The following is a 16,959-nucleotide window of genomic DNA, read 5'->3' as shown; positions in this document are numbered from 1 at the left end:
CCTTACTGGATCGTCGGCATGATCCACGGATTGACGTCAACGCCGAGGCGCGGACCGTTGCTGGCCTTGCCCTGCTCGATCGAGCCGGTCGACGAATAGTCGACGTTTTCGGTGGTCTGGGCATGGGTGACAGGGGCGTGGGTCTTCACGGGTTCGCCAGCGAAGGCGGCGCCCGAAAGGGCAACCAGGGCGGCGAGGGTAAGAGCTGTCGTTTTCATCGACTTTCTCCGGTTCAACATCTGAATTCGACATCGTACATGTACGTTACTTCGCACATGTATGCTCGTCATAGAAGGAGTTCAAGAGAAAATCGTACGCGTACGAAAAGAATCTTTTGATCCGAATTTTATGCATTGCCCGGCCTGGAGCGTGCATGGAGGTCAAGCCATTGAAAGGAATAGGGGAGAGGCTCAGAGGCGAAGAGCGATGCAGTTCGTCCTAGCCTTGTCGACGGGCATCGGTGGCCGACAGAAAGCTCGCAGGGACGGCTGATAGCTTCAGCGCGCGACTTGCTTCGCTATCGGCTCAGCACTTCTTGGGAGGTTGGTCACTGAGGGGAGGAACGTCCTGGTCCTGCAGGGCAGCCAGCCCGAAATCGCACATCCGCTTCACGAAGGCCTGCTGGTCACCAAAATGATAAAACGGAAAAGTAATCAGCAAAGAGATCGTGCCGTGCCCGTTCGCCCACAACATGGTGGCGATGGCGTGGGCGTCACCCTTCAGCTTGCCGGCGGCGACACAGGCCCGGACGCGGTCGATGAGCAATTTCATCGCCGGGTTTTCTTCGTCGAGCTTTTCGAATGAGCGGCCTTCGGGCAGCTTCGTCTTCTCGGTCATGAAGACGGTGCGGTATTCGTTCGGATTGCCAAGACCGAAGGCGGCATATTCGGTCATGACGGCACGCAGTGCGTCGATCGGATCGGCAGGGGCATTCTGCTCGATGCGCTTGGCCAATATCTGGAAGGCATCTTCCGCCAGTGCGAACAGGATGTCCTGTTTGTCGGCGAAATAGGAATAGACCGACATCGGCGCATAGCCGACCATCTTGGCCAGCTTGCGGATGGTCAATCCCTCGTAGCCTTCCTCCTGTACCAGCTTGTGAGCTGCGGCCACGAGTTCGGATCGCAATGCCGCCTTTTGTTGTTCGCGGCGTGTTTGCGCAGTCTGGGGCAATCTTGTTGCCTTTCTTTTTTTGTTTTGCTCCCATTCCCACTCACGGACAGTATATACTCAGTGCAGCCATCCGCAAGATATCGTTAGGGAAATTGCCTTCCAGGACCTTACTCAGATCGCTCCAATACCACCGTCCACGGCAAGCGAGTGACCTGTCATGAAAGTGTTTTTCGGGTCTGCAGCAAAAAGCATCGCCTCGACGATCTCCGGCACCTCGCCGACCCGCTTCATCGGCACCCCGCGCGCAAGTTCCGACAGCGCCAGAGCCTCCGGTGCCCCTGATAGTTTGACGAAGTCATCGACCATCTTCGTGCGTGTATGCGCCGGACAAATGGCGTTCACGCGCACGCCCTTGGTGGCATATTCGGCCGCTGCCGATTTGGTAAGGCCGATAACGCCGTGCTTTGCTGCGGCGTAAACCGACAGCTTCGGCGCGCCCACCAGCCCTGCCACGGAAGCGATGTTGACGATGACGCCACCTTTGCCGTTCGCCTTGAATTGTCGTTCCATCTGCGGAATCTGGTGTTTCATCGCATAGAAAACGCCGAGCAAGTCGATTTCGAAGATGCGGCGTGCCTCGTCCGAAGCAACTTGCGGCAGGCGCACGAAACTCTGGGCGATGCCGGCATTGTTGACGGCGACATCGAGCCGGCCGAACCGATCGACAGCGAGTTTCACCAAAGCGTCCGACAGTGCTTCGTCGGCTATGTTACCGGCCAGGACCGCCGTTTCGACGTCTAGCGTCGCGGCGAAATGTGCCAGCGCGACATCATCGATGTCCGAGAGGATCAGCCGAGCGCCTTCTGCGGCGAAACCCTTGGCCGCACCTTGGCCGAGACCGCCGGTGGCACCCGTGATGAGCACCGTTGCCCCATCGAAACGACCCATGGTCATCTTCCCTTTTCGATCAGTTGCACGGCAAGATGCGTCAGCAGCTTGACGGCGTCGGCATAGACCTTCGCCCTGGCGGGGTTGGAAGCGTTGCCGTCGAGAGCGCGCTTGTAGACGCCTTGGCAAATCGCCGCGAGCCGGAAGAAGGAAAATGCAAGCAGGAAGGTCCAATTGTCGATGCCGGGCAGGTTTCGGCGGCGGCAGTAAGCGGCGACATAGTCCTCTTCCGACGGTAAGCCGATCGTCGCACGATCGACGCCGCCCAGCCCTTTGAAACCGGATTGATGCGGCAGGCGCCATTGCATGCATTGGTAGGCGATGTCGGCGAAGGGATGGCCAAGCGTCGACAGTTCCCAGTCGAGCACGGCAATGACATCGGGACGGTCAGGAGCGAACATCATGTTGTCCAGCCGGTAATCGCCATGCACCAGGGCAAGTCGCCCATCGTCCGTGGGCCTGTTTCCTTCCAGCCAGGCAATCAGCGTCTCCATCTCAGCACTGGGCTCGGTTTCGGAGGCACGATACTGGCTGGTCCAGCGCCCGAGCTGGCGTTCGAAATAGCTGCCGGGCTTGCCGTAATCGGCGAGACCGACCGCATCGATATCAACGTCATGGAGCGCCGCCAGTGTGGCGTTCATCGCGTCGTAGATGGCGGCGCGTTCTTCCTTAACGGACAATTCCGGCAAGGCAGGGTCCCAGAAGATCCGGCCTTCGACGAAGGACATGACATAGAACATGCGCCCTATCGGCGAGTCCTCGTCAGCCAGATGCAGCATGCGGGGCACCGGCACGTCGGTCTCAGCCAGTGCCCGCATGACGTGGAATTCGCGGTCGACCTGGTGCGCCGATTTCAGCAATTGGCCCGGCGGCTTGGCGCGCAGTACGTAACGACCGCTTTTCGCGGTCAGCAGATAGGTTGGGTTTGATTGGCCCGACTTGAACTTCTCGATCGATTGCAAGCCTGAAAAGCCGTCGATTTCCCGCTCCAGATATGGGGCAAGCAGCGTAGGATCGAGCGTGTTCGGATCGGTCATGCGTCCTGCGTTTCAGGCTCCACGAAGGTCAGCGTCAGCCAGCGCGCGGTGAGCGCCGGTTTCAGCGACCCTTCGATCTCGATGGTCACGTCGTGCGAAGTCTGCACCCAGCCGGATGGCCGCGCCTTCACGTCGGCCAACACGAAACGGGTGCGGATGCGGGCACCGGTCTTGACCGGCGCCAGGAACCGGACTTCGTCAAAACCGTGGTTGACGCCCATCTTGCCTTTCGCGAGTGGGGGAAGCGTCTCGAAAGTCATGGCCGACAGCAATGACAAGGTGAGGAAACCATGTGCGATCGTGCCGCCAAAGGGGGCTTCCGCAGCGGCGCGTTCCGGATCGCAGTGGATGAATTGATGATCGTCGGTCGCGTCGGCGAATTGGTCGATCATCGTTTGCGTCACAACCCGCCAAGGCGAGAGGCCGACTTCCTTGCCGACATTGGCGAGCAATGTTTCGAGACTGATGGGTTGCACGGGCATCTCCTGGCGCCAGGCCTTCATTCCTTGAACAGGGTCAGGCCGTGCTGCACCGATTGTCCGCCATCGATCGGCAGGATTGCGCCGGTGACATAGCTGCCAGCCCGGCTGCACAAATAGAGCGTGGCGCCGCCAATGTCATCCGGTTGCCCGATGCGCCCGATGGGAACATGGCCGCCGACATGTCTGGCCTGTTCTTCCGTGCCGGTAGCGAATGCCGTCATGCGGCTCTGAAAAGGTCCGGGAGCGAAGGCATTGACCGTGATGCGCCGGGCGGCGAGCTCTATGGCAAGCGTGCGGGTGAGATGATGAACGGCGGCCTTGGAGGCGGTGTAGGAATAGGCATCGTCGGCCAGCGGCTGCGTACCCATTACCGAACCAAGATTGATGACGCGCGCAGGATCGGCATCGGTGGCCGCCTTCTCCAGCAGCGGCAGCAATTCGCGGGTCAGATGGAAAACGGCAGTGACATTGACACCGAACACCTTGGCCCAGGCGTGGTAGGGAAAACTCTCCAACGGCGCGCCCCAGGAAATGCCTGCGTTGTTGATCAGGATGTGAAGCCGCTCGGTTCGTGCCTTCACGGTATCGACCAGTGCGGCGATACCGGCTTCGGAGGAGACGTCTCCTGCGAAGCCTTCAGCGCGACCGGGCGCGCCGAGAGCATTCAATTCGTCCGCGACCTTGGCGCAATCCTCGCCCTTGCGTGAGGCAATCATGACGGTGGCCCCACCGAGCACCAGCGCCGTTGCGGCCATGCGGCCGATGCCGGTCGCGGCGCCTGTCACCAGCGCTGTCTTGCCAGTTACCGAGAACAGCTCGTCGAGATAGGTCATCACTCCTCCTATTGCCTCCGGCTTCGACGTTCGGATTGACAACATACCGAGTAGTATGTTGAACTTTAATCCTTGTAAAGCCGGCAAAATCGAGGGGCCATGGCAGCGAGACCGCATCTGACGGAGCGGGAAGAGGAGATCAGATCGGTCGGCGCTTCCGACAGTTCCCGCGCCACGATCCTCGACGCCGCTGCCGCCTGTTTCATGGCCAAGGGTTATGCGGCGAGTTCCATCGATGATGTCGCGCGCAGCCTCGGATCGACCAAAGGTCGCATCTACCATCACTACCCTTCGAAGGGTGATCTCTTCGCGGACGTCTTCCGCGCGGGCATGGAGATGAACTACGCCGCGATCAGGCCAGTGCGCGATGCTGCGGGAACGGCGGTTGCGCGTTGGCGGCGCATGGCGATGGTCCATACGCGTCAGATGATCGTGACCAGACCCTACCAGCGCGTCGTCTGGGAAGGCGTCGAACTCTACCTGCGTGGCGCCACCACGCCGGAACAGCGTGAAGAGTTCGCGCGGCTGATGCAGTATCGCAATGATTATGGTGCGATCTTCCGGCAGGTGATCGTGGCCGCGCGCGAGGCCGGCGACATGCGCTTCGAGGACCCTCGCGTCACCGAACAGCTGATGTTTGTCTCGCTGAATTCGCCACTCTTCTGGTACACGCCGCGTCCCGGCGAGAACGAACGCGACATCGAAGTGATCGTGGCGCAGGTTGTCGATTTCACCGCCCGCGGGTTGGGCGTCAGGGAAGGAGCCTGCAATGGCTGACATGAATCTCGGCATGACGGAGCGGCTGAAGCCGATCCATGCCCAGGTCGCTGCGATGGTGCGCAACGAGGTGATGCCACTGGACGGGGAATTCCTGGCCGAGGTCGGCAAAACAGGCGATCGATGGGTCTATACGCAGCGCCAGACCGAGATCCTTGAAAGCCTGAAAGGCACGGCGCGGCAACGTGGCCTGTGGAATTTCTGGCTGACCGGTTCCGAACGCGGCTATGGGCTCACGACGGTTGAATATGCCTATCTCGCCGAAGAGATGGGCAAGGCGCATCTCGGCGCCGAAACCTTCAATTGCTCGGCGCCCGATACCGGCAATATGGAGGTGCTGGAGCGCTACGGTTCAGCCGAGCACAAGAAAGCGTGGCTGGAACCGTTGCTGGGCGGCAAGATTCGCTCAGCCTATCTGATGACAGAACCGGATGTGGCGTCCTCCGATGCCACAAATATCTCCATGCGTTGCGAGCGCGATGGCGACGGCTATGTGCTGAACGGCGAGAAATGGTGGGCATCCGGTGCCGGCGATCCACGCTGCGCCATCTACATCGTCATGGTGAAGACCGGCGCCGAGAGCGACCCCAAGCACAGGCGGCATTCGATGGTCCTGGTGCCTGCCGACAGCAGGGGCATAACCAAACTGCGCGCCATGCAGGTCTATGGCGACGATGACGCTCCGCATGGTCACATGCATCTGCGTTTCGAAAATGTGAGGGTGCCCGCCGCCAACATGATCCTCGGCGAGGGCAGGGGCTTCGAGATTGCTCAAGGGCGGCTCGGGCCAGGCCGCATCCATCACTGCATGCGCGCCATCGGGCAGGCCGAAATGGCGCTGGAGCTTCTGTCCAGACGATCGATGCGGCGCGAGGCATTCGGTCAGCCGCTTGCCAGGCTCGGCGCCAATTTCGACATCATCGCCGAGTGCCGCATGGAGATCGAAATGGCCAGGCTGCTTTGCCTGAAGGCTGCCTGGATGATCGACCAGGGCGACGCACGTGCCGCAGCGCCCTGGATCAGCCAGATCAAGGTGATTGCGCCGCGCGTAGCGCTGAAGGTGGTCGATGAAGCCGTGCAGATGCATGGCGCGCAAGGCATCAGCCAGGACACGCCCTTGGCGCGGGCATGGACGCATCTCCGCACACTGCGGCTGGCCGATGGCCCCGATGCCGTGCACCGCCGCCAGATCGCGCGAGAAGAACTCAAAAAATACACGCAGGAAAAGCTTTAGGCTCTCGTTCGGAGTATAAAGCGCGGTCTGGAGGAGAGCATGAAAGCCATCATTGCCCGAGCCTTCGCGCCGCTCGATCAACTCGTCTACGGCGATTGGCCGGAGCCCGAGGCGAAGGGCGATGCGGTGGTCATCGAGGCCGAGGCCATCGGCGTCAACTATCCTGACGGGCTGCTTGTCCAGGGGCTTTATCAGATGAAGCCGCCGGCGCCTTTCGTGCCGGGCATGGAGGTGGCCGGTCGAGTTGCCGCTGTCGGAGCGAAGGTAACCGGTCTGACGGTTGGGGACAGGGTGGCTGCACTCACCGTAATTGGAGGTTATGCCGAAAAAGTGGCTGTCTCCGAAGCCATGACGATGAAGCTGCCCGATCGGATGAGCGCGGCGGATGCCTGCGCACTGGTGTGCGGCTATGGTACGTCTCATCATGCTCTGAAGCAGCGCGGCCAACTAAAGGCAGGCGAGACGCTGTGTGTGCTGGGTGCAGCAGGCGCCACCGGCATCGCCGCCGTGCAGATCGGCAAGGCAATGGGTGCCAAGGTCATCGCGGTGGCGTCCACGCCTGAGAAGCAGCGCATCGCCGTGGAGGCGGGAGCCGACATCGCGATCGGTTACGACAATCTGAAGGACGCCCTCAAGGAAATCACCGGGGGCAAGGGTGTCGATGTCGGCTTCGATCCGGTTGGCGGCGATGCGTTCGAAGCGCTGGCGCGCGCCATGGGCTGGAACGGGCGGCTGCTGGTCATCGGTTTTGCCTCCGGCAGTATCCCCAAGCTGGCCGTCAACCTGACGCTGGTGAAAGGGTTCTCGGTCGTAGGCGTCTATTGGGGTGACTTCACCGTCAAGGAACCGCAAGCCTATGCCGACAACATGCGCGAACTGGTCGGCTGGTATCTCGAGGGTAAGGTCAAGCCTGTGATCGAAGGCGTCTATCCTTTGGCCGATGCGGCCAATGTCCTGCAACGCGTGCTGGGGCGTGGCGCCTCCGGCAAGCTGATCCTCAAACCGTAACATGCAAGGGATGCAGCCATGACCATTCCCTCCGAAATGCAGGCACTTCTCCTGGTCGGCGACGGCTATGCGCGCGAGCCGGGCGGCAGTGTGCTGGAAGCGATGGAGCCCTACGTGCGCTTCGGCACCATCGGCGTGCCGGTGCCAAGCGCAACGCAGGTTCTCATCAAGGTGAACCTGGCTTCCATCAACCCTTCCGACGTCATGTTCGTGAAGGGGCTTTACGGCCAGCCGCGTGTGCAGGGGCAACCTGCCGGCTTCGAAGGCGTCGGCACCGTGGTCGCAGCTGGCGAGGACAGCTATGCGCAAAGCCTGATTGGCAAGCGGATCGCTTTTGCCACCGGTCTCACCAACTGGGGCGCCTGGGCCGACTATGCGCTGGCGGAGGCGCTTGCCTGCATCCCATTGATCGATAGCGTCCGCGACGAGGATGCGGCGGCAATGATCGTCAATCCGCTGACCGCCATCGCCATGTACGGGATCGTCAAGGATGAAGGGCACAAGGCTTTCGTCATGACCGCCGGCGCCAGCCAGCTCTGCAAGCTCATCATCGGGCTCGCGAAGGAGGACGGTTACCATCCGATCGTGACCGTTCGCCGCGATGATCAGATCGCGCCGCTGAAGGAGTTGGGAGCGGCGCATGTGCTCAACGAAAAGGCGCCGGATTTCGCAAGGACACTGCGCGAGGTGATGAAGGCGGAGCAGCCGCGCATCTTCCTCGATGCCGTCACCGGTCCGCTCGCCTCGCTGGTGTTCGATGCGATGCCGAAGCGTTCGCGCTGGATCATCTATGGCAGGCTCGATCCGTCCGACACGTTGATCCGGGAGCCGGGCCAGTTGATCTTCCAGCAGAAACAGGTGGAAGGTTTCTGGCTGACCGACTGGATGCGCCGGCACAAGGATCGTCGCGGCCCGGCGGCGCTGGAGGTGCAGCGCCGCTTTTCCGATGGACGCTGGGCGACCGACGTAACCGCCGTAGTGCCGCTGGCCGAGGCGATGGAGCGCGTTCCCGCCGAACTTGCGAAGCCCAACGGCAAGGTCTTCCTCCGGCCTTGAACGCAATCCTGCGGCAATGTTGACTGCATAGACAGCCAGCCGAAAACGCGTCGCCGCTGGATGCTGGTGGTGGGGTGTACCGAGCAACCCTCGCCATGATATGCCCGCGCCGGGAAAGGTGGCTTCGTATTCTTAGCCACGAGCGGGGCATGTTGGGAAATGGCTAAAGTCAGGCATTCTTGGGACTGGGGCGGTCTCGCTTTGTGGGTCGGCGGTTTTGCCGCGATCCTCATCATGGCCAGCATGACGCCCGACCATCGGTCAGTCATGCCCAGCTATCGTACGGCCAGCGAAATGTTCCTGTCCGGCAGGCAATTATACGATCTCAACATCGCCATGGGTTATCTCTATTCGCCAGCCTTCGCCGTGCTCTACGTGCCGTTCATGAAGCTTGGCCCTGTGATCGGTGATAGTCTGTGGCGCATCCTGAATTTCGCTGTGCTGACCTATGCTGTTTGGCGGCAGGTGCGGATAATCAATCCCGAAAACCGCCTATGGATGTTCTCCTATGCATTGTTTCTGGCTGTGCCGATCACGGCCGGTGCCCTTCGCAACGGTCAAGCGACCATCCTTCTGACCGGAGCCTGCTGGCTGCTGGTGCTGTCGGCCTTGGAAGGCCGGCGCGCTGAAACCTTTTTGTGGGCGACGTTGGCGGTGGTTGCCAAGCCGACTGCGATCATCGTTTTTCTGCTGGTAGGCGCGTTGCGGTTACGGCTGATCCCCGTTCTTGTCCTGGTGCTGTTTTTCGTGCTTGCGCTCCCCTACGCTTTCGCACCGGTCGACTATGTCAACCAGCTATACCGTGACTTCGCGATGCTGATGACATCGATGTCACTCGACAAATCGACAGCTTTCGATACGGCTGACTTCACGGCTCCCTTTACCGCGCTCGGCATGCCGATCTCCACCCAGGCAGCGACCTTGGTTCGAATCGTCGTCGCATTGCCGACGCTCCTTTTGGTGTTGTGGTATGATCGCAATCTCGATCGCCGGTTCGCCGGCCTCGCCATCTTCCTGACCGCGGCGTTCTATATGTGCCTGCTCAACCCGCGCGTGGAATACAACACCTTCGCCGTGCTCGCGATGCCCGCCGGTGCTGCCCTGGCAGCCATCTGGGACAATGAAGACGGCGGCCTTCTGCGCAGCGTCGCCGCTATTGCCTTGTTCGTCACAGGTTTGAGCGGCATCAACTCCGATCTTCAGGAGGCGCTGCGTCTCTGGTTCCGCCCTGTTGCCATGACCGCAATTACGCTGCCGATCTTGTGGTGGTTCTGGTCGGTTGCGCACGGAAGGTTCAAGCGTGCAGGAGTGCAGGCCTATGCCTGAAGCCCAGCCGAAACTCGACATCGTCGCGCCGTTCTGGAACGAGGCGGCCTCAGCGAAGGAGTTCGCGCGGCTGCTGTCGGAGTTGGAAGCTGAAGTCTCACGCCGCTTCGGCTTCGAGACCCGCAAGATCCTGATCGATGACGGCGGCACCGACGATGGTGCCGAGCGTTTCGCCCAAGCACTGACCGGTGAGTGGGAGATTGTCCGTCTCAGCCGCAATTTCGGTAAGGAGGTGGCGGTCTTGGCTGGCCTCGACAGGGCGCACGGTGATTTTGTGCTGATCATGGACGCCGACCTGCAGCACTCGCTGGAAGTCAGCCTGCAGCTCATTACCGAATTGGTGGAGGATCCGGACATCGATGTCGTCTATGCCCGCACCAATCGGGAAGGAGCGAGTTGGAGGCGCAGCCAGTTGGCCAAACTGTTCTACGGTCTTATCAACTCGAGCCAGCGTTTCGATATTCCGGAAAACGCCGGTGACTTCCGTGTCATGCGCGGCCCTGTGGCCCGAGCGCTGACGCAATTGCGCGACAAGCGGCGCTTCAACAAGGGCCTGTATGCCTGGGCTGGTTTCCGGCACAAGGCTCTGATCTACACGCCGGCGGACCGCGCCAGCGGCACCAGCAAATGGAGCCGGCGCAACCTCGTGGCCTTTTCGCTCGAGGGCATTGCTTCCTTCTCCGTCGTGCCGCTGCGCATTCTCAGCCTGTCAGGGCTGGCGACGGCCCTTGCCGGCATCATCTACGGCTTCAAGATATTCTTCGAAGTGATCTTCTACGGCATCGCCGTGCCTGGCTTTCCCAGCCTGTTGATTGCCATCGTCGTGCTTGGCGGTTTCAACCTCGCGCTGCTCGGCCTCATCGGGGAATATGTCTGGGTGGCACTCAGCGAAAGCAAGGATCGGCCAGTCTACATCGTGCGCGATGTGCTCAGCCGCAAGCGGGACGATCGAGAGCCGTGAAGCGGTCGATCCGCCTGATCGCCGACGACTATGGTCTGGCACCCGGTGTCTCCGATGCCATACTGGATCTGATCGCACGTGGTCGCCTGACGGGCACCAGCTGCATGACCTGTTTTGAGGAATGGCAGCAAGCCGCGGTGCGCATCAAGCCACTGGCGGGTCGCGCTGCGATTGGACTGCATCTCACTTTGACCGATCAATCGGCGCTGACCGCCGATTCCAGCTTGGTATCCGCAGGACGCCTGCCGCCGCTCGGCCAGTTTGCGGCACCATTCAAGGGGATCAAGGCAGGTGATGTTCATGCTGAGCTGGATGCGCAGCTTGGTCGCTTTGCCGATACGCTCGGCCGCATGCCGGATTTCATCGACGGACACCAGCATGTGCATTTCCTGCCTGCCGTTCGCGACTGGTTGAAGACGCGGTTTGCAAGTGCACAAAAGCCGATCCTGCGTGGCGCCCCGGTCGTACCGCTTGAGGTCGGCGTTATCGCCGTGAAGACGGCGGTCATCGCGGCGCTTGCCCGTGGCTTCGATCGCACCATGCAAGCGGCGGGATTTCCGATATTGAGACCGCTCACCGGTATCTATGATTGGAAGCGGCCTGAGGATTTCGCTCCGACCTTGCGCGCGGCCGTTTCGACGATGCCGGAAGATGGGGTGTTCATGTGTCATCCGGGCCATGTCGACGCAGTTCTCGAGGCGCGCGACCCCATGCAGAAAGTGCGCGAAGTCGAATATGCCTTTCTGGCCTCGGATGAGTTCGGGGCCGTCCTGGCCCAGAACGGAGCCGTCGTTCGGGACAGCGTGTCATGAGCGATCAATCTGGTCGTTCGCTCGGCAACAAGATGGTGCGTTTCGCTACGGTTGGCCTGGCGAACACGGCAATCGATCTTGCCGCCTTTTCGCTCTTGCTGTGGTTTGGCGTTCTGCCTCTCGCGGCTAATGTCGGCGCCTGGGTGGTCGCTGTCGCCTTTTCCTTCACGGCCAACCGTTTCTGGTCGTTCGAGCGCGATCACTCCATCAAGCTCGCACATTCCGTGTTTCGCTTCGTTTCGCTCGGCGCCCTGATTTCGCTCGGCGTGTCCAGCGTCTTCATCGCCGGTCTTGCCGGCTGGATTGACGTGTGGCCTGCCAAGATCGCTGGTGTGATCGTGGCCGCCGCGTTGAATTTTCTCGCTGCGCGCTGGTCGATCGAAGGGCGCCTGCTCCACTAGCATTTTGTAGCTAAGTGGAATCACTTGGCATTACAAAAAAGCGACGAAAACAAAAACTTAGAGCGTTTCCGCGTTTTCCGTGAAAACGAACCGCTCTAGCCTCAGCGCAGGCCTTCCATCTCGCGGATGCGCCTGGCGCTGTCCGGTTCCATCTGGCGTGTGACCGCACCGATCAATGTCTCGGCCACCACGAAAAGTGCCGCGGAGGAATCCCAAGGTGATGGAACGGCGGTACGCCCCGCAATCACGTGACGGGCGAAACGGGCAATGGGGGACAGCCATTGGTCGGTGAAGAGCACGATCTGCACGCCGCGCTGGTGCGCTTTTTCGGCAAAACGGATCAGACTGTCCTGGTAGCGGCGGATGTCGAAGATCACCAGCACGTCGCGTTTGCCCATGTCGATCAGCCGGTCGCGCCACATGCTTTCCTGACCGACGAGGTGGAAGACGTTAGGGCGGATGATGGCGAGATGGGCGGCCATGTAGCGCGCAAGCGGGTCGGTGAAGCGCCCGCCGATCAGGAACATGTGGCCGCGATGGTCGGCCATCTTCTCGGCAATCTCGTTCAACTGCTTGTCCGACAGATGGCGGAAGGTCTCGCGCAGATTGTCGAGCGTGGCCTCGATCATCGGCGAGGCGGCGTCGCTTCGGTTGGGGCTGATGGTTGTTCGAGAGGCCGGCGACTGCAATTGCGCGGCGAGTTCATCCTGCAAGGCGGACTGGAATTCCGGGTAGTTCTGGAAGCCCAGCCGGGCAACGAAACGCAGGATAGTGGGCGATGAGACGCCGGCCTGTTGGGAGAAATCCGCCACCGTCTTCAGGCCGATGACGGGGTAATTGGCGACCAGTGTCTGGGCGGCACGGCGCTCGCCCGCCGGCATGGAATCGATGCGGTCCGCGATGAGCTCGGCAATGGACGTGGTCGTCGTCTGCGTTCCCAACCCGGTATCCCCCACATTTCGGAAAAGGCGTTTGACAAAGCGAAACAAACTGTATGAAATCATTCATGGGAGCGCAATGAAACAAAATACGTAACATACGATACGCTCCCCGGGGACGGCGGATCGAATGGAGAGGACAAGCCGTAACAGGCACCAGGGCGTGGATTCCGTAAGGGTGACAAACTCGGACGGCAGGGGAGCTTTTGTCTTCACATGCGACCACGCCACCAACTTTTTGCCTGCCGAATTCGGCACTCTCGGGCTTCCCGCTTCCGACCTTGCGCGACATATTGCCTGGGACCCTGGCGCGCTGCCCGTGGCGCAGCTCCTGAGTGCGCGGCTCGATGCGCCCCTGGTCGAAACCTGCATCTCGCGGCTAGTCCTGGACTGCAATCGTCCTCTCGATGCGCCGGACCTGATCCCACCCGTCAGCGAAACGACGGTCATACCCGGTAACGAGAACCTATCGGTCGCTGCACGCGAGGCGCGCATCGACCGTTGCTGGAGGCCTTTTCACGAAACGATCGACGGTTTGATCGAGGCGCGGACGGCGCGCGGGCTGGAGACGCGACTGGTCTCGGTGCATTCCTTCACGCCGGTCTACAAGGGCGTCGACCGTCCCTGGCATATCGGCATCATCCACGACGAAGACACGCGTCTGTCGGCACCGCTGATTGCGGCGCTCGAAAGAGAGGGCGGTTTCATCGTTGGAGCCAACCAGCCCTATTCGCCGGCAGACCGCGTCTACTTCACGCTGGAACGGCACGCGCGCTCGCGTGGCCTGTTGTGCGCGATGATCGAAATCCGCAACGATGAGATCCGGGATCAAGCCGGGCAGAAAAAATGGGGAGAACGGCTGGCGGGCATCTTCACCAGCCTCGAACCGGCGCGGTCGCCGAAGCCGCCGCCGACGAAAACGGTACGAACGATCGAAGGCACCATCTGAAAGTACAAATAAGGGAACACTCTTATGGCAGCGCCTGATTACACCGAACACGAAAAGAGCGAGGACGTCAAAGTCCTCCATTCCATGGGCTACGCCCAGGAACTTCAGCGGTCGATGAGCCGCTTTTCCAACTTTGCAATCTCATTTTCGATCATCTGCATCTTGTCGGGCGGCATCAATTCTTTCGCTCAGGCGATCTCTTCGATTGGCGGCGCCGGCGCCGGCATCGGGTGGATCGTCGGCTGCTTGATCTCGGGTATGTTCGCATTGTCGATGGCCCAGATCGCTTCCGCTTTTCCGACGGCGGGCGGGCTTTATCACTGGGCATCGATCCTGGGCAATCGGTTCACCGGCTGGCTGACCGCCTGGCTCAACCTGCTCGGCCTGATCACCGTGCTCGGCGCTATCAACATCGGTACAGCGTTCTTCTTCCAGGGCACGTTCGGCTCTTGGGTGGGAATGGACACCTCGGCGGGGCACATCGTTGCCTTCGTCGCGCTGATTACGGTCATACAGGCGCTGTTCAACCACCTCGGCATCAAGGTCACGACATTCCTGACGGATATTTCCGGCTACATCATCTTCGCCACCACTGCGGTATTGGTGCTGGCCTGCTTGTACTTCGCGCCGGCGATAGACATCTCGCGATTGTGGACGTTCACCAACTATTCGGGTGATGCCGGTGGCGGCGTTTTCCCGCAGAGCGACAGCATGGGCTACCTGTTTCTGCTCTGCTTGCTGCTTCCGGTCTATACAATCACCGGGTACGACGCTTCCGCTCACACCTCGGAAGAGACCAAGGGTGCTGCACTCTCCGTGCCAAAAGGCATCGTTTCGGCGGTGCTGTGGTCGTCGTTGGTCGGTTGGATCATGATCTGCGCCATCACGCTTGCCATTCCCGACATGGCGGTGGCTGCGAAGCAGGGCTGGGGCATGTTCTTCGGCACGATGGACGCCATTCTGCCTGCCGGGTTGAAGAACATCATCTACTTCCTGATCTTCATCACGCAGCTTCTGTGTGGTCTGGCGACTGTGACCTCTGCTTCGCGCATGTTGTTCGCCTTCTCGCGAGACGATGGGATGCCGGTGGGGTCGAAGGCGCTGTCCACGGTTTCGCCGAAGTACCGGACACCCGTTACCGCGATCTGGACGGCAGCGATTCTGGAGATCGTCTACGTGTTCGCGGCACAGTTCGTCTCGATCGGTGGCACCAATCTCTACACCATCGTCGTCAACTCGACGCTGGTCTTCCTGTTCCTGTCCTTCACCATCCCGCTGGTTCTGGCGATGTTCGCCTACGGAACAGCCAAATGGCCGAATCCGGGTCCGTGGGCGATGTCGGGCGGGCTCTACAAGCTTGTGACCTTCCTGTCCGTGGTCGGCATGGCGGTTATCTTCTACATCGCTATCCAGCCGCCGAACGACAAGGTGCTGTGGATCGTTATCGGCTTCGTTTTGCTGGCCGCGATTCTTTGGTTCGCGGTTGAAAAGAACCGCTTCCAGGGTCCGCCAATCGGCGACGAGATCGCCAAACGCAAGGCCATCATCGCCGCCGCCGAGCGTGCGGTCGGCGAAACGGGTGGCGCTCACTGATAACAAAGGGACCATGGCCGGTTCCGGCCATGGTCCTCCTTCCAGAAATCAATTTTTCAAAAAAGTGAAAGCCGGAGTGCTCTTAGAATGGCAGGCAACCTTTCGTTCGATCAGTTGAAGAAGGCGGCACAGACAGGTGAGATCGATACCGTTCTCGCCTGCGCCGTCGATATGCAGGGCCGACTCGTCGGCAAGCGTTTCCTGGCGCAGTATTTCGTCGATTCCGCGCATGACGAAACGCATGGCTGCAACTATCTGCTGGCGGACGACATCGATATGGAGCCTGTGCCCGGCTACAAGGCGGCAAGCTGGTCCAAGGGCTATGGCGACTTCGTCATGAAGCCGGATCTGGCGACTTTGCGACAGATACCCTGGCTTGAAAAAACAGCGCTGGTGTTGTGCGATCTGCTCGACCACCACAGCCATGAGGACCTTGCCCATTCGCCGCGCGCCATCCTGCGCAAGCAGGTGAAGCGGCTGACCGAGCGTGGCTATATCGGCTATTTCGCTTCCGAGCTGGAATTCTACCTGTTCAGCGAAAGTTACGACGCCGCCCGCAAGAAGCACTGGCAAGGCATCGAGACCGCATCACCCTATATCGGCGATTATCAGATCGGCATCACCACCAAGGAAGAAGGCATCATGCGCCGCCTGCGCAATGAGATGCAGGCCGCCGGCATTCCGATCGAGAATTCAAAGGGCGAATGGGGCCCCGGCCAGGAAGAGATCAATGTGCGCTATGCCGAGGCGCTGGAGATGGCGGACCGCCATGTCATCCTGAAGAACGGTGCAAAGGAAATTGCCGATTCTGAAGGCAAGGCGATCACCTTCATGGCCAAATACAATTACGGCCTCGCCGGTAATTCGAGTCACATCCACAATTCCCTGTGGAGCGCAGACGGCAAGACCCCGCTGTTCTACGACAGACAAGGTCCGTGGACGCTGTCGGCGCTCGGGCAGGCCTGGTCTGCGGGCCAGCTCAAATACGCCAAGGAGTTCACCTGGTTCCTGGCGCCCTACATCAATTCCTACAAGCGTTTCCAATCCGGTACGTTCGCACCGACCAAGATCATGTGGTCGGAAGACAACCGCACCGCCGGCTTCCGTCTGTGCGGCGAGGGTACCAAGGGCATCCGCATGGAATGTCGCATCGGTGGGGCCGATCTCAACCCTTATCTCGCTTTCGCGGCTCTGATCGCGGCCGGCCTTGCGGGTATCGACGAGAAGCTGGAACTGCAGAAACCTTTCGTGGGTGACGCTTACCAGGCTTCGCGTTTGCCGGAGATTCCGAAGACCCTGCGCGAGGCGACCGAGACCATGGCCAAGTCGAAAATGCTGAAGGCGGCTTTCGGCGAGGAGGTGATCGAGCACTATGTGCACACCGCTCGCTGGGAGCAGTTCGAATACGACCGCCGCATCACCGACTGGGAACTGCATCGGGGCTTCGAACGGTATTGATCGCTCTTGCCTTCGCGAAAACGAAGGCATCCG

At 60.6% G+C, this 16,959-nt stretch carries 18 protein-coding genes; 11 read left to right on the top strand and 7 right to left on the bottom strand.

Annotated elements, in window-relative coordinates; all coding sequences use genetic code 11:
* Nucleotides 1–2 precede the first annotated feature (2 nt).
* The 6 genes from L4923_RS07270 to L4923_RS07245 form a co-directional block, all read right to left on the bottom strand.
* Complete coding sequence (locus L4923_RS07270) at nt 3–218, bottom strand: DUF680 domain-containing protein (RefSeq protein ID WP_239363126.1); 216 nt, start codon at nt 216–218, stop codon at nt 3–5.
* Nucleotides 219–525: 307 nt separating this feature from the next.
* A complete protein-coding gene (locus L4923_RS07265) occupies nt 526–1,173 on the bottom strand; it encodes a TetR/AcrR family transcriptional regulator (RefSeq protein ID WP_239363123.1) in 648 nt (215 codons plus the stop codon).
* 111 nt (nt 1,174–1,284) lie between these two features.
* Complete coding sequence (locus L4923_RS07260; RefSeq protein WP_239363121.1) at nt 1,285–2,061, bottom strand: SDR family NAD(P)-dependent oxidoreductase; 777 nt, start codon at nt 2,059–2,061, stop codon at nt 1,285–1,287.
* Between the two features lie 2 nt (nt 2,062–2,063).
* The gene (locus L4923_RS07255; RefSeq protein ID WP_239363119.1) at nt 2,064–3,098 is read right to left on the bottom strand and encodes a phosphotransferase; all 1,035 of its coding nucleotides are present in this window, start codon (nt 3,096–3,098) and stop codon (nt 2,064–2,066) included.
* Complete coding sequence (locus L4923_RS07250) at nt 3,095–3,580, bottom strand: MaoC family dehydratase (protein WP_275448292.1); 486 nt, start codon at nt 3,578–3,580, stop codon at nt 3,095–3,097. Before L4923_RS07250 ends, L4923_RS07255 begins: the two co-directional genes overlap by 4 nt.
* Nucleotides 3,581–3,597: 17 nt before the next feature.
* Nucleotides 3,598–4,413: an SDR family oxidoreductase gene (locus L4923_RS07245; RefSeq protein WP_239363114.1), complete on the bottom strand. Its 816-nt coding sequence runs from the start codon at nt 4,411–4,413 to the stop codon at nt 3,598–3,600.
* Nucleotides 4,414–4,512: 99 nt separating this feature from the next.
* Between L4923_RS07245 and L4923_RS07240 the strand changes: the two genes are divergently transcribed.
* The 8 genes from L4923_RS07240 (at nt 4,513) to L4923_RS07205 (ending at nt 11,988) form a co-directional block, all read left to right on the top strand.
* Nucleotides 4,513–5,190 (top strand): TetR/AcrR family transcriptional regulator, encoded by a 678-nt coding sequence (locus L4923_RS07240; RefSeq protein ID WP_239363112.1) that lies wholly within the window; start codon nt 4,513–4,515, stop codon nt 5,188–5,190.
* Entirely contained in the window at nt 5,183–6,424 is a 1,242-nt protein-coding gene (locus L4923_RS07235; protein ID WP_239363109.1) for an acyl-CoA dehydrogenase family protein, read from the top strand. Before L4923_RS07240 ends, L4923_RS07235 begins: the two co-directional genes overlap by 8 nt.
* A gap of 39 nt (nt 6,425–6,463) precedes the next feature.
* The gene (locus L4923_RS07230) at nt 6,464–7,432 is read left to right on the top strand and encodes an NADPH:quinone oxidoreductase family protein (protein ID WP_239363106.1); all 969 of its coding nucleotides are present in this window, start codon (nt 6,464–6,466) and stop codon (nt 7,430–7,432) included.
* An 18-nt stretch (nt 7,433–7,450) separates the two neighbouring features.
* Nucleotides 7,451–8,488, top strand: coding sequence for a zinc-binding dehydrogenase (locus tag L4923_RS07225; protein WP_239363104.1), 1,038 nt, complete (start codon nt 7,451–7,453; stop codon nt 8,486–8,488).
* Nucleotides 8,489–8,647: 159 nt separating this feature from the next.
* On the top strand, nt 8,648–9,814 hold the full coding sequence (locus L4923_RS07220; protein ID WP_239363103.1) for a glycosyltransferase family 87 protein: 1,167 nt from the start codon (nt 8,648–8,650) through the stop codon (nt 9,812–9,814).
* Nucleotides 9,807–10,775, top strand: coding sequence for a glycosyltransferase family 2 protein (locus L4923_RS07215; RefSeq protein WP_239363102.1), 969 nt, complete (start codon nt 9,807–9,809; stop codon nt 10,773–10,775). The genes L4923_RS07220 and L4923_RS07215 overlap by 8 nt, the downstream gene beginning before the upstream one ends.
* A complete protein-coding gene (locus tag L4923_RS07210; RefSeq protein WP_239363101.1) occupies nt 10,772–11,587 on the top strand; it encodes a ChbG/HpnK family deacetylase in 816 nt (271 codons plus the stop codon). Before L4923_RS07215 ends, L4923_RS07210 begins: the two co-directional genes overlap by 4 nt.
* Nucleotides 11,584–11,988, top strand: coding sequence for a GtrA family protein (locus tag L4923_RS07205; protein ID WP_239363100.1), 405 nt, complete (start codon nt 11,584–11,586; stop codon nt 11,986–11,988). The genes L4923_RS07210 and L4923_RS07205 overlap by 4 nt, the downstream gene beginning before the upstream one ends.
* Nucleotides 11,989–12,089: 101 nt before the next feature.
* Here the strand turns inward: L4923_RS07205 and L4923_RS07200 are convergent, their stop codons facing one another.
* Nucleotides 12,090–12,869 carry a MurR/RpiR family transcriptional regulator gene (locus tag L4923_RS07200; RefSeq protein ID WP_239363220.1) on the bottom strand — a complete coding sequence of 260 codons (780 nt, stop codon included), beginning with the start codon at nt 12,867–12,869 and terminating at the stop codon, nt 12,090–12,092.
* Between the two features lie 187 nt (nt 12,870–13,056).
* On the opposite strand from L4923_RS07200, the gene L4923_RS07195 reads away from it, so the two are divergent.
* The 3 genes from L4923_RS07195 to L4923_RS07185 all read left to right on the top strand — a co-directional run bounded on the left by L4923_RS07195 (nt 13,057) and on the right by L4923_RS07185 (nt 16,926).
* On the top strand, nt 13,057–13,875 hold the full coding sequence (locus tag L4923_RS07195) for an N-formylglutamate amidohydrolase (protein ID WP_239363099.1): 819 nt from the start codon (nt 13,057–13,059) through the stop codon (nt 13,873–13,875).
* 24 nt (nt 13,876–13,899) lie between these two features.
* Nucleotides 13,900–15,468, top strand: coding sequence for an amino acid permease (locus L4923_RS07190; protein WP_239363098.1), 1,569 nt, complete (start codon nt 13,900–13,902; stop codon nt 15,466–15,468).
* Between the two features lie 87 nt (nt 15,469–15,555).
* Nucleotides 15,556–16,926, top strand: coding sequence for a glutamine synthetase family protein (locus L4923_RS07185; protein ID WP_239363097.1), 1,371 nt, complete (start codon nt 15,556–15,558; stop codon nt 16,924–16,926).
* The last annotated feature ends 33 nt before the right edge of the window (nt 16,927–16,959 follow it).

The organism is Terribium retamae (assembly GCF_022347545.1).
In the GTDB taxonomy this organism is placed as follows: domain Bacteria; phylum Pseudomonadota; class Alphaproteobacteria; order Rhizobiales; family Rhizobiaceae; genus Mesorhizobium; species Mesorhizobium retamae.
This window is presented reverse-complemented; position numbering and strand designations above follow the sequence as displayed.

Bases quoted from the DNA above. Each gene is read 5' to 3' on its own strand.
- L4923_RS07190 (WP_239363098.1), top strand. From the start codon at position 13,900: ATGGCAGCGCCTGATTACACCGAACACGAAAAGAGCGAGGACGTCAAA.
- L4923_RS07260 (WP_239363121.1), bottom strand. From the start codon at position 2,061: ATGGGTCGTTTCGATGGGGCAACGGTGCTCATCACGGGTGCCACCGGC.
- L4923_RS07195 (WP_239363099.1), top strand. From the start codon at position 13,057: ATGGAGAGGACAAGCCGTAACAGGCACCAGGGCGTGGATTCCGTAAGG.
- L4923_RS07245 (WP_239363114.1), bottom strand. From the start codon at position 4,413: ATGACCTATCTCGACGAGCTGTTCTCGGTAACTGGCAAGACAGCGCTG.
- L4923_RS07220 (WP_239363103.1), top strand. From the start codon at position 8,648: ATGGCTAAAGTCAGGCATTCTTGGGACTGGGGCGGTCTCGCTTTGTGG.
- L4923_RS07205 (WP_239363100.1), top strand. From the start codon at position 11,584: ATGAGCGATCAATCTGGTCGTTCGCTCGGCAACAAGATGGTGCGTTTC.
- L4923_RS07200 (WP_239363220.1), bottom strand. From the start codon at position 12,869: ATGCCGGCGGGCGAGCGCCGTGCCGCCCAGACACTGGTCGCCAATTAC.
- L4923_RS07240 (WP_239363112.1), top strand. From the start codon at position 4,513: ATGGCAGCGAGACCGCATCTGACGGAGCGGGAAGAGGAGATCAGATCG.
- L4923_RS07270 (WP_239363126.1), bottom strand. From the start codon at position 218: ATGAAAACGACAGCTCTTACCCTCGCCGCCCTGGTTGCCCTTTCGGGC.
- L4923_RS07225 (WP_239363104.1), top strand. From the start codon at position 7,451: ATGACCATTCCCTCCGAAATGCAGGCACTTCTCCTGGTCGGCGACGGC.
- L4923_RS07250 (WP_275448292.1), bottom strand. From the start codon at position 3,580: ATGCCCGTGCAACCCATCAGTCTCGAAACATTGCTCGCCAATGTCGGC.
- L4923_RS07235 (WP_239363109.1), top strand. From the start codon at position 5,183: ATGGCTGACATGAATCTCGGCATGACGGAGCGGCTGAAGCCGATCCAT.
- L4923_RS07185 (WP_239363097.1), top strand. From the start codon at position 15,556: ATGGCAGGCAACCTTTCGTTCGATCAGTTGAAGAAGGCGGCACAGACA.
- L4923_RS07215 (WP_239363102.1), top strand. From the start codon at position 9,807: ATGCCTGAAGCCCAGCCGAAACTCGACATCGTCGCGCCGTTCTGGAAC.
- L4923_RS07255 (WP_239363119.1), bottom strand. From the start codon at position 3,098: ATGACCGATCCGAACACGCTCGATCCTACGCTGCTTGCCCCATATCTG.
- L4923_RS07230 (WP_239363106.1), top strand. From the start codon at position 6,464: ATGAAAGCCATCATTGCCCGAGCCTTCGCGCCGCTCGATCAACTCGTC.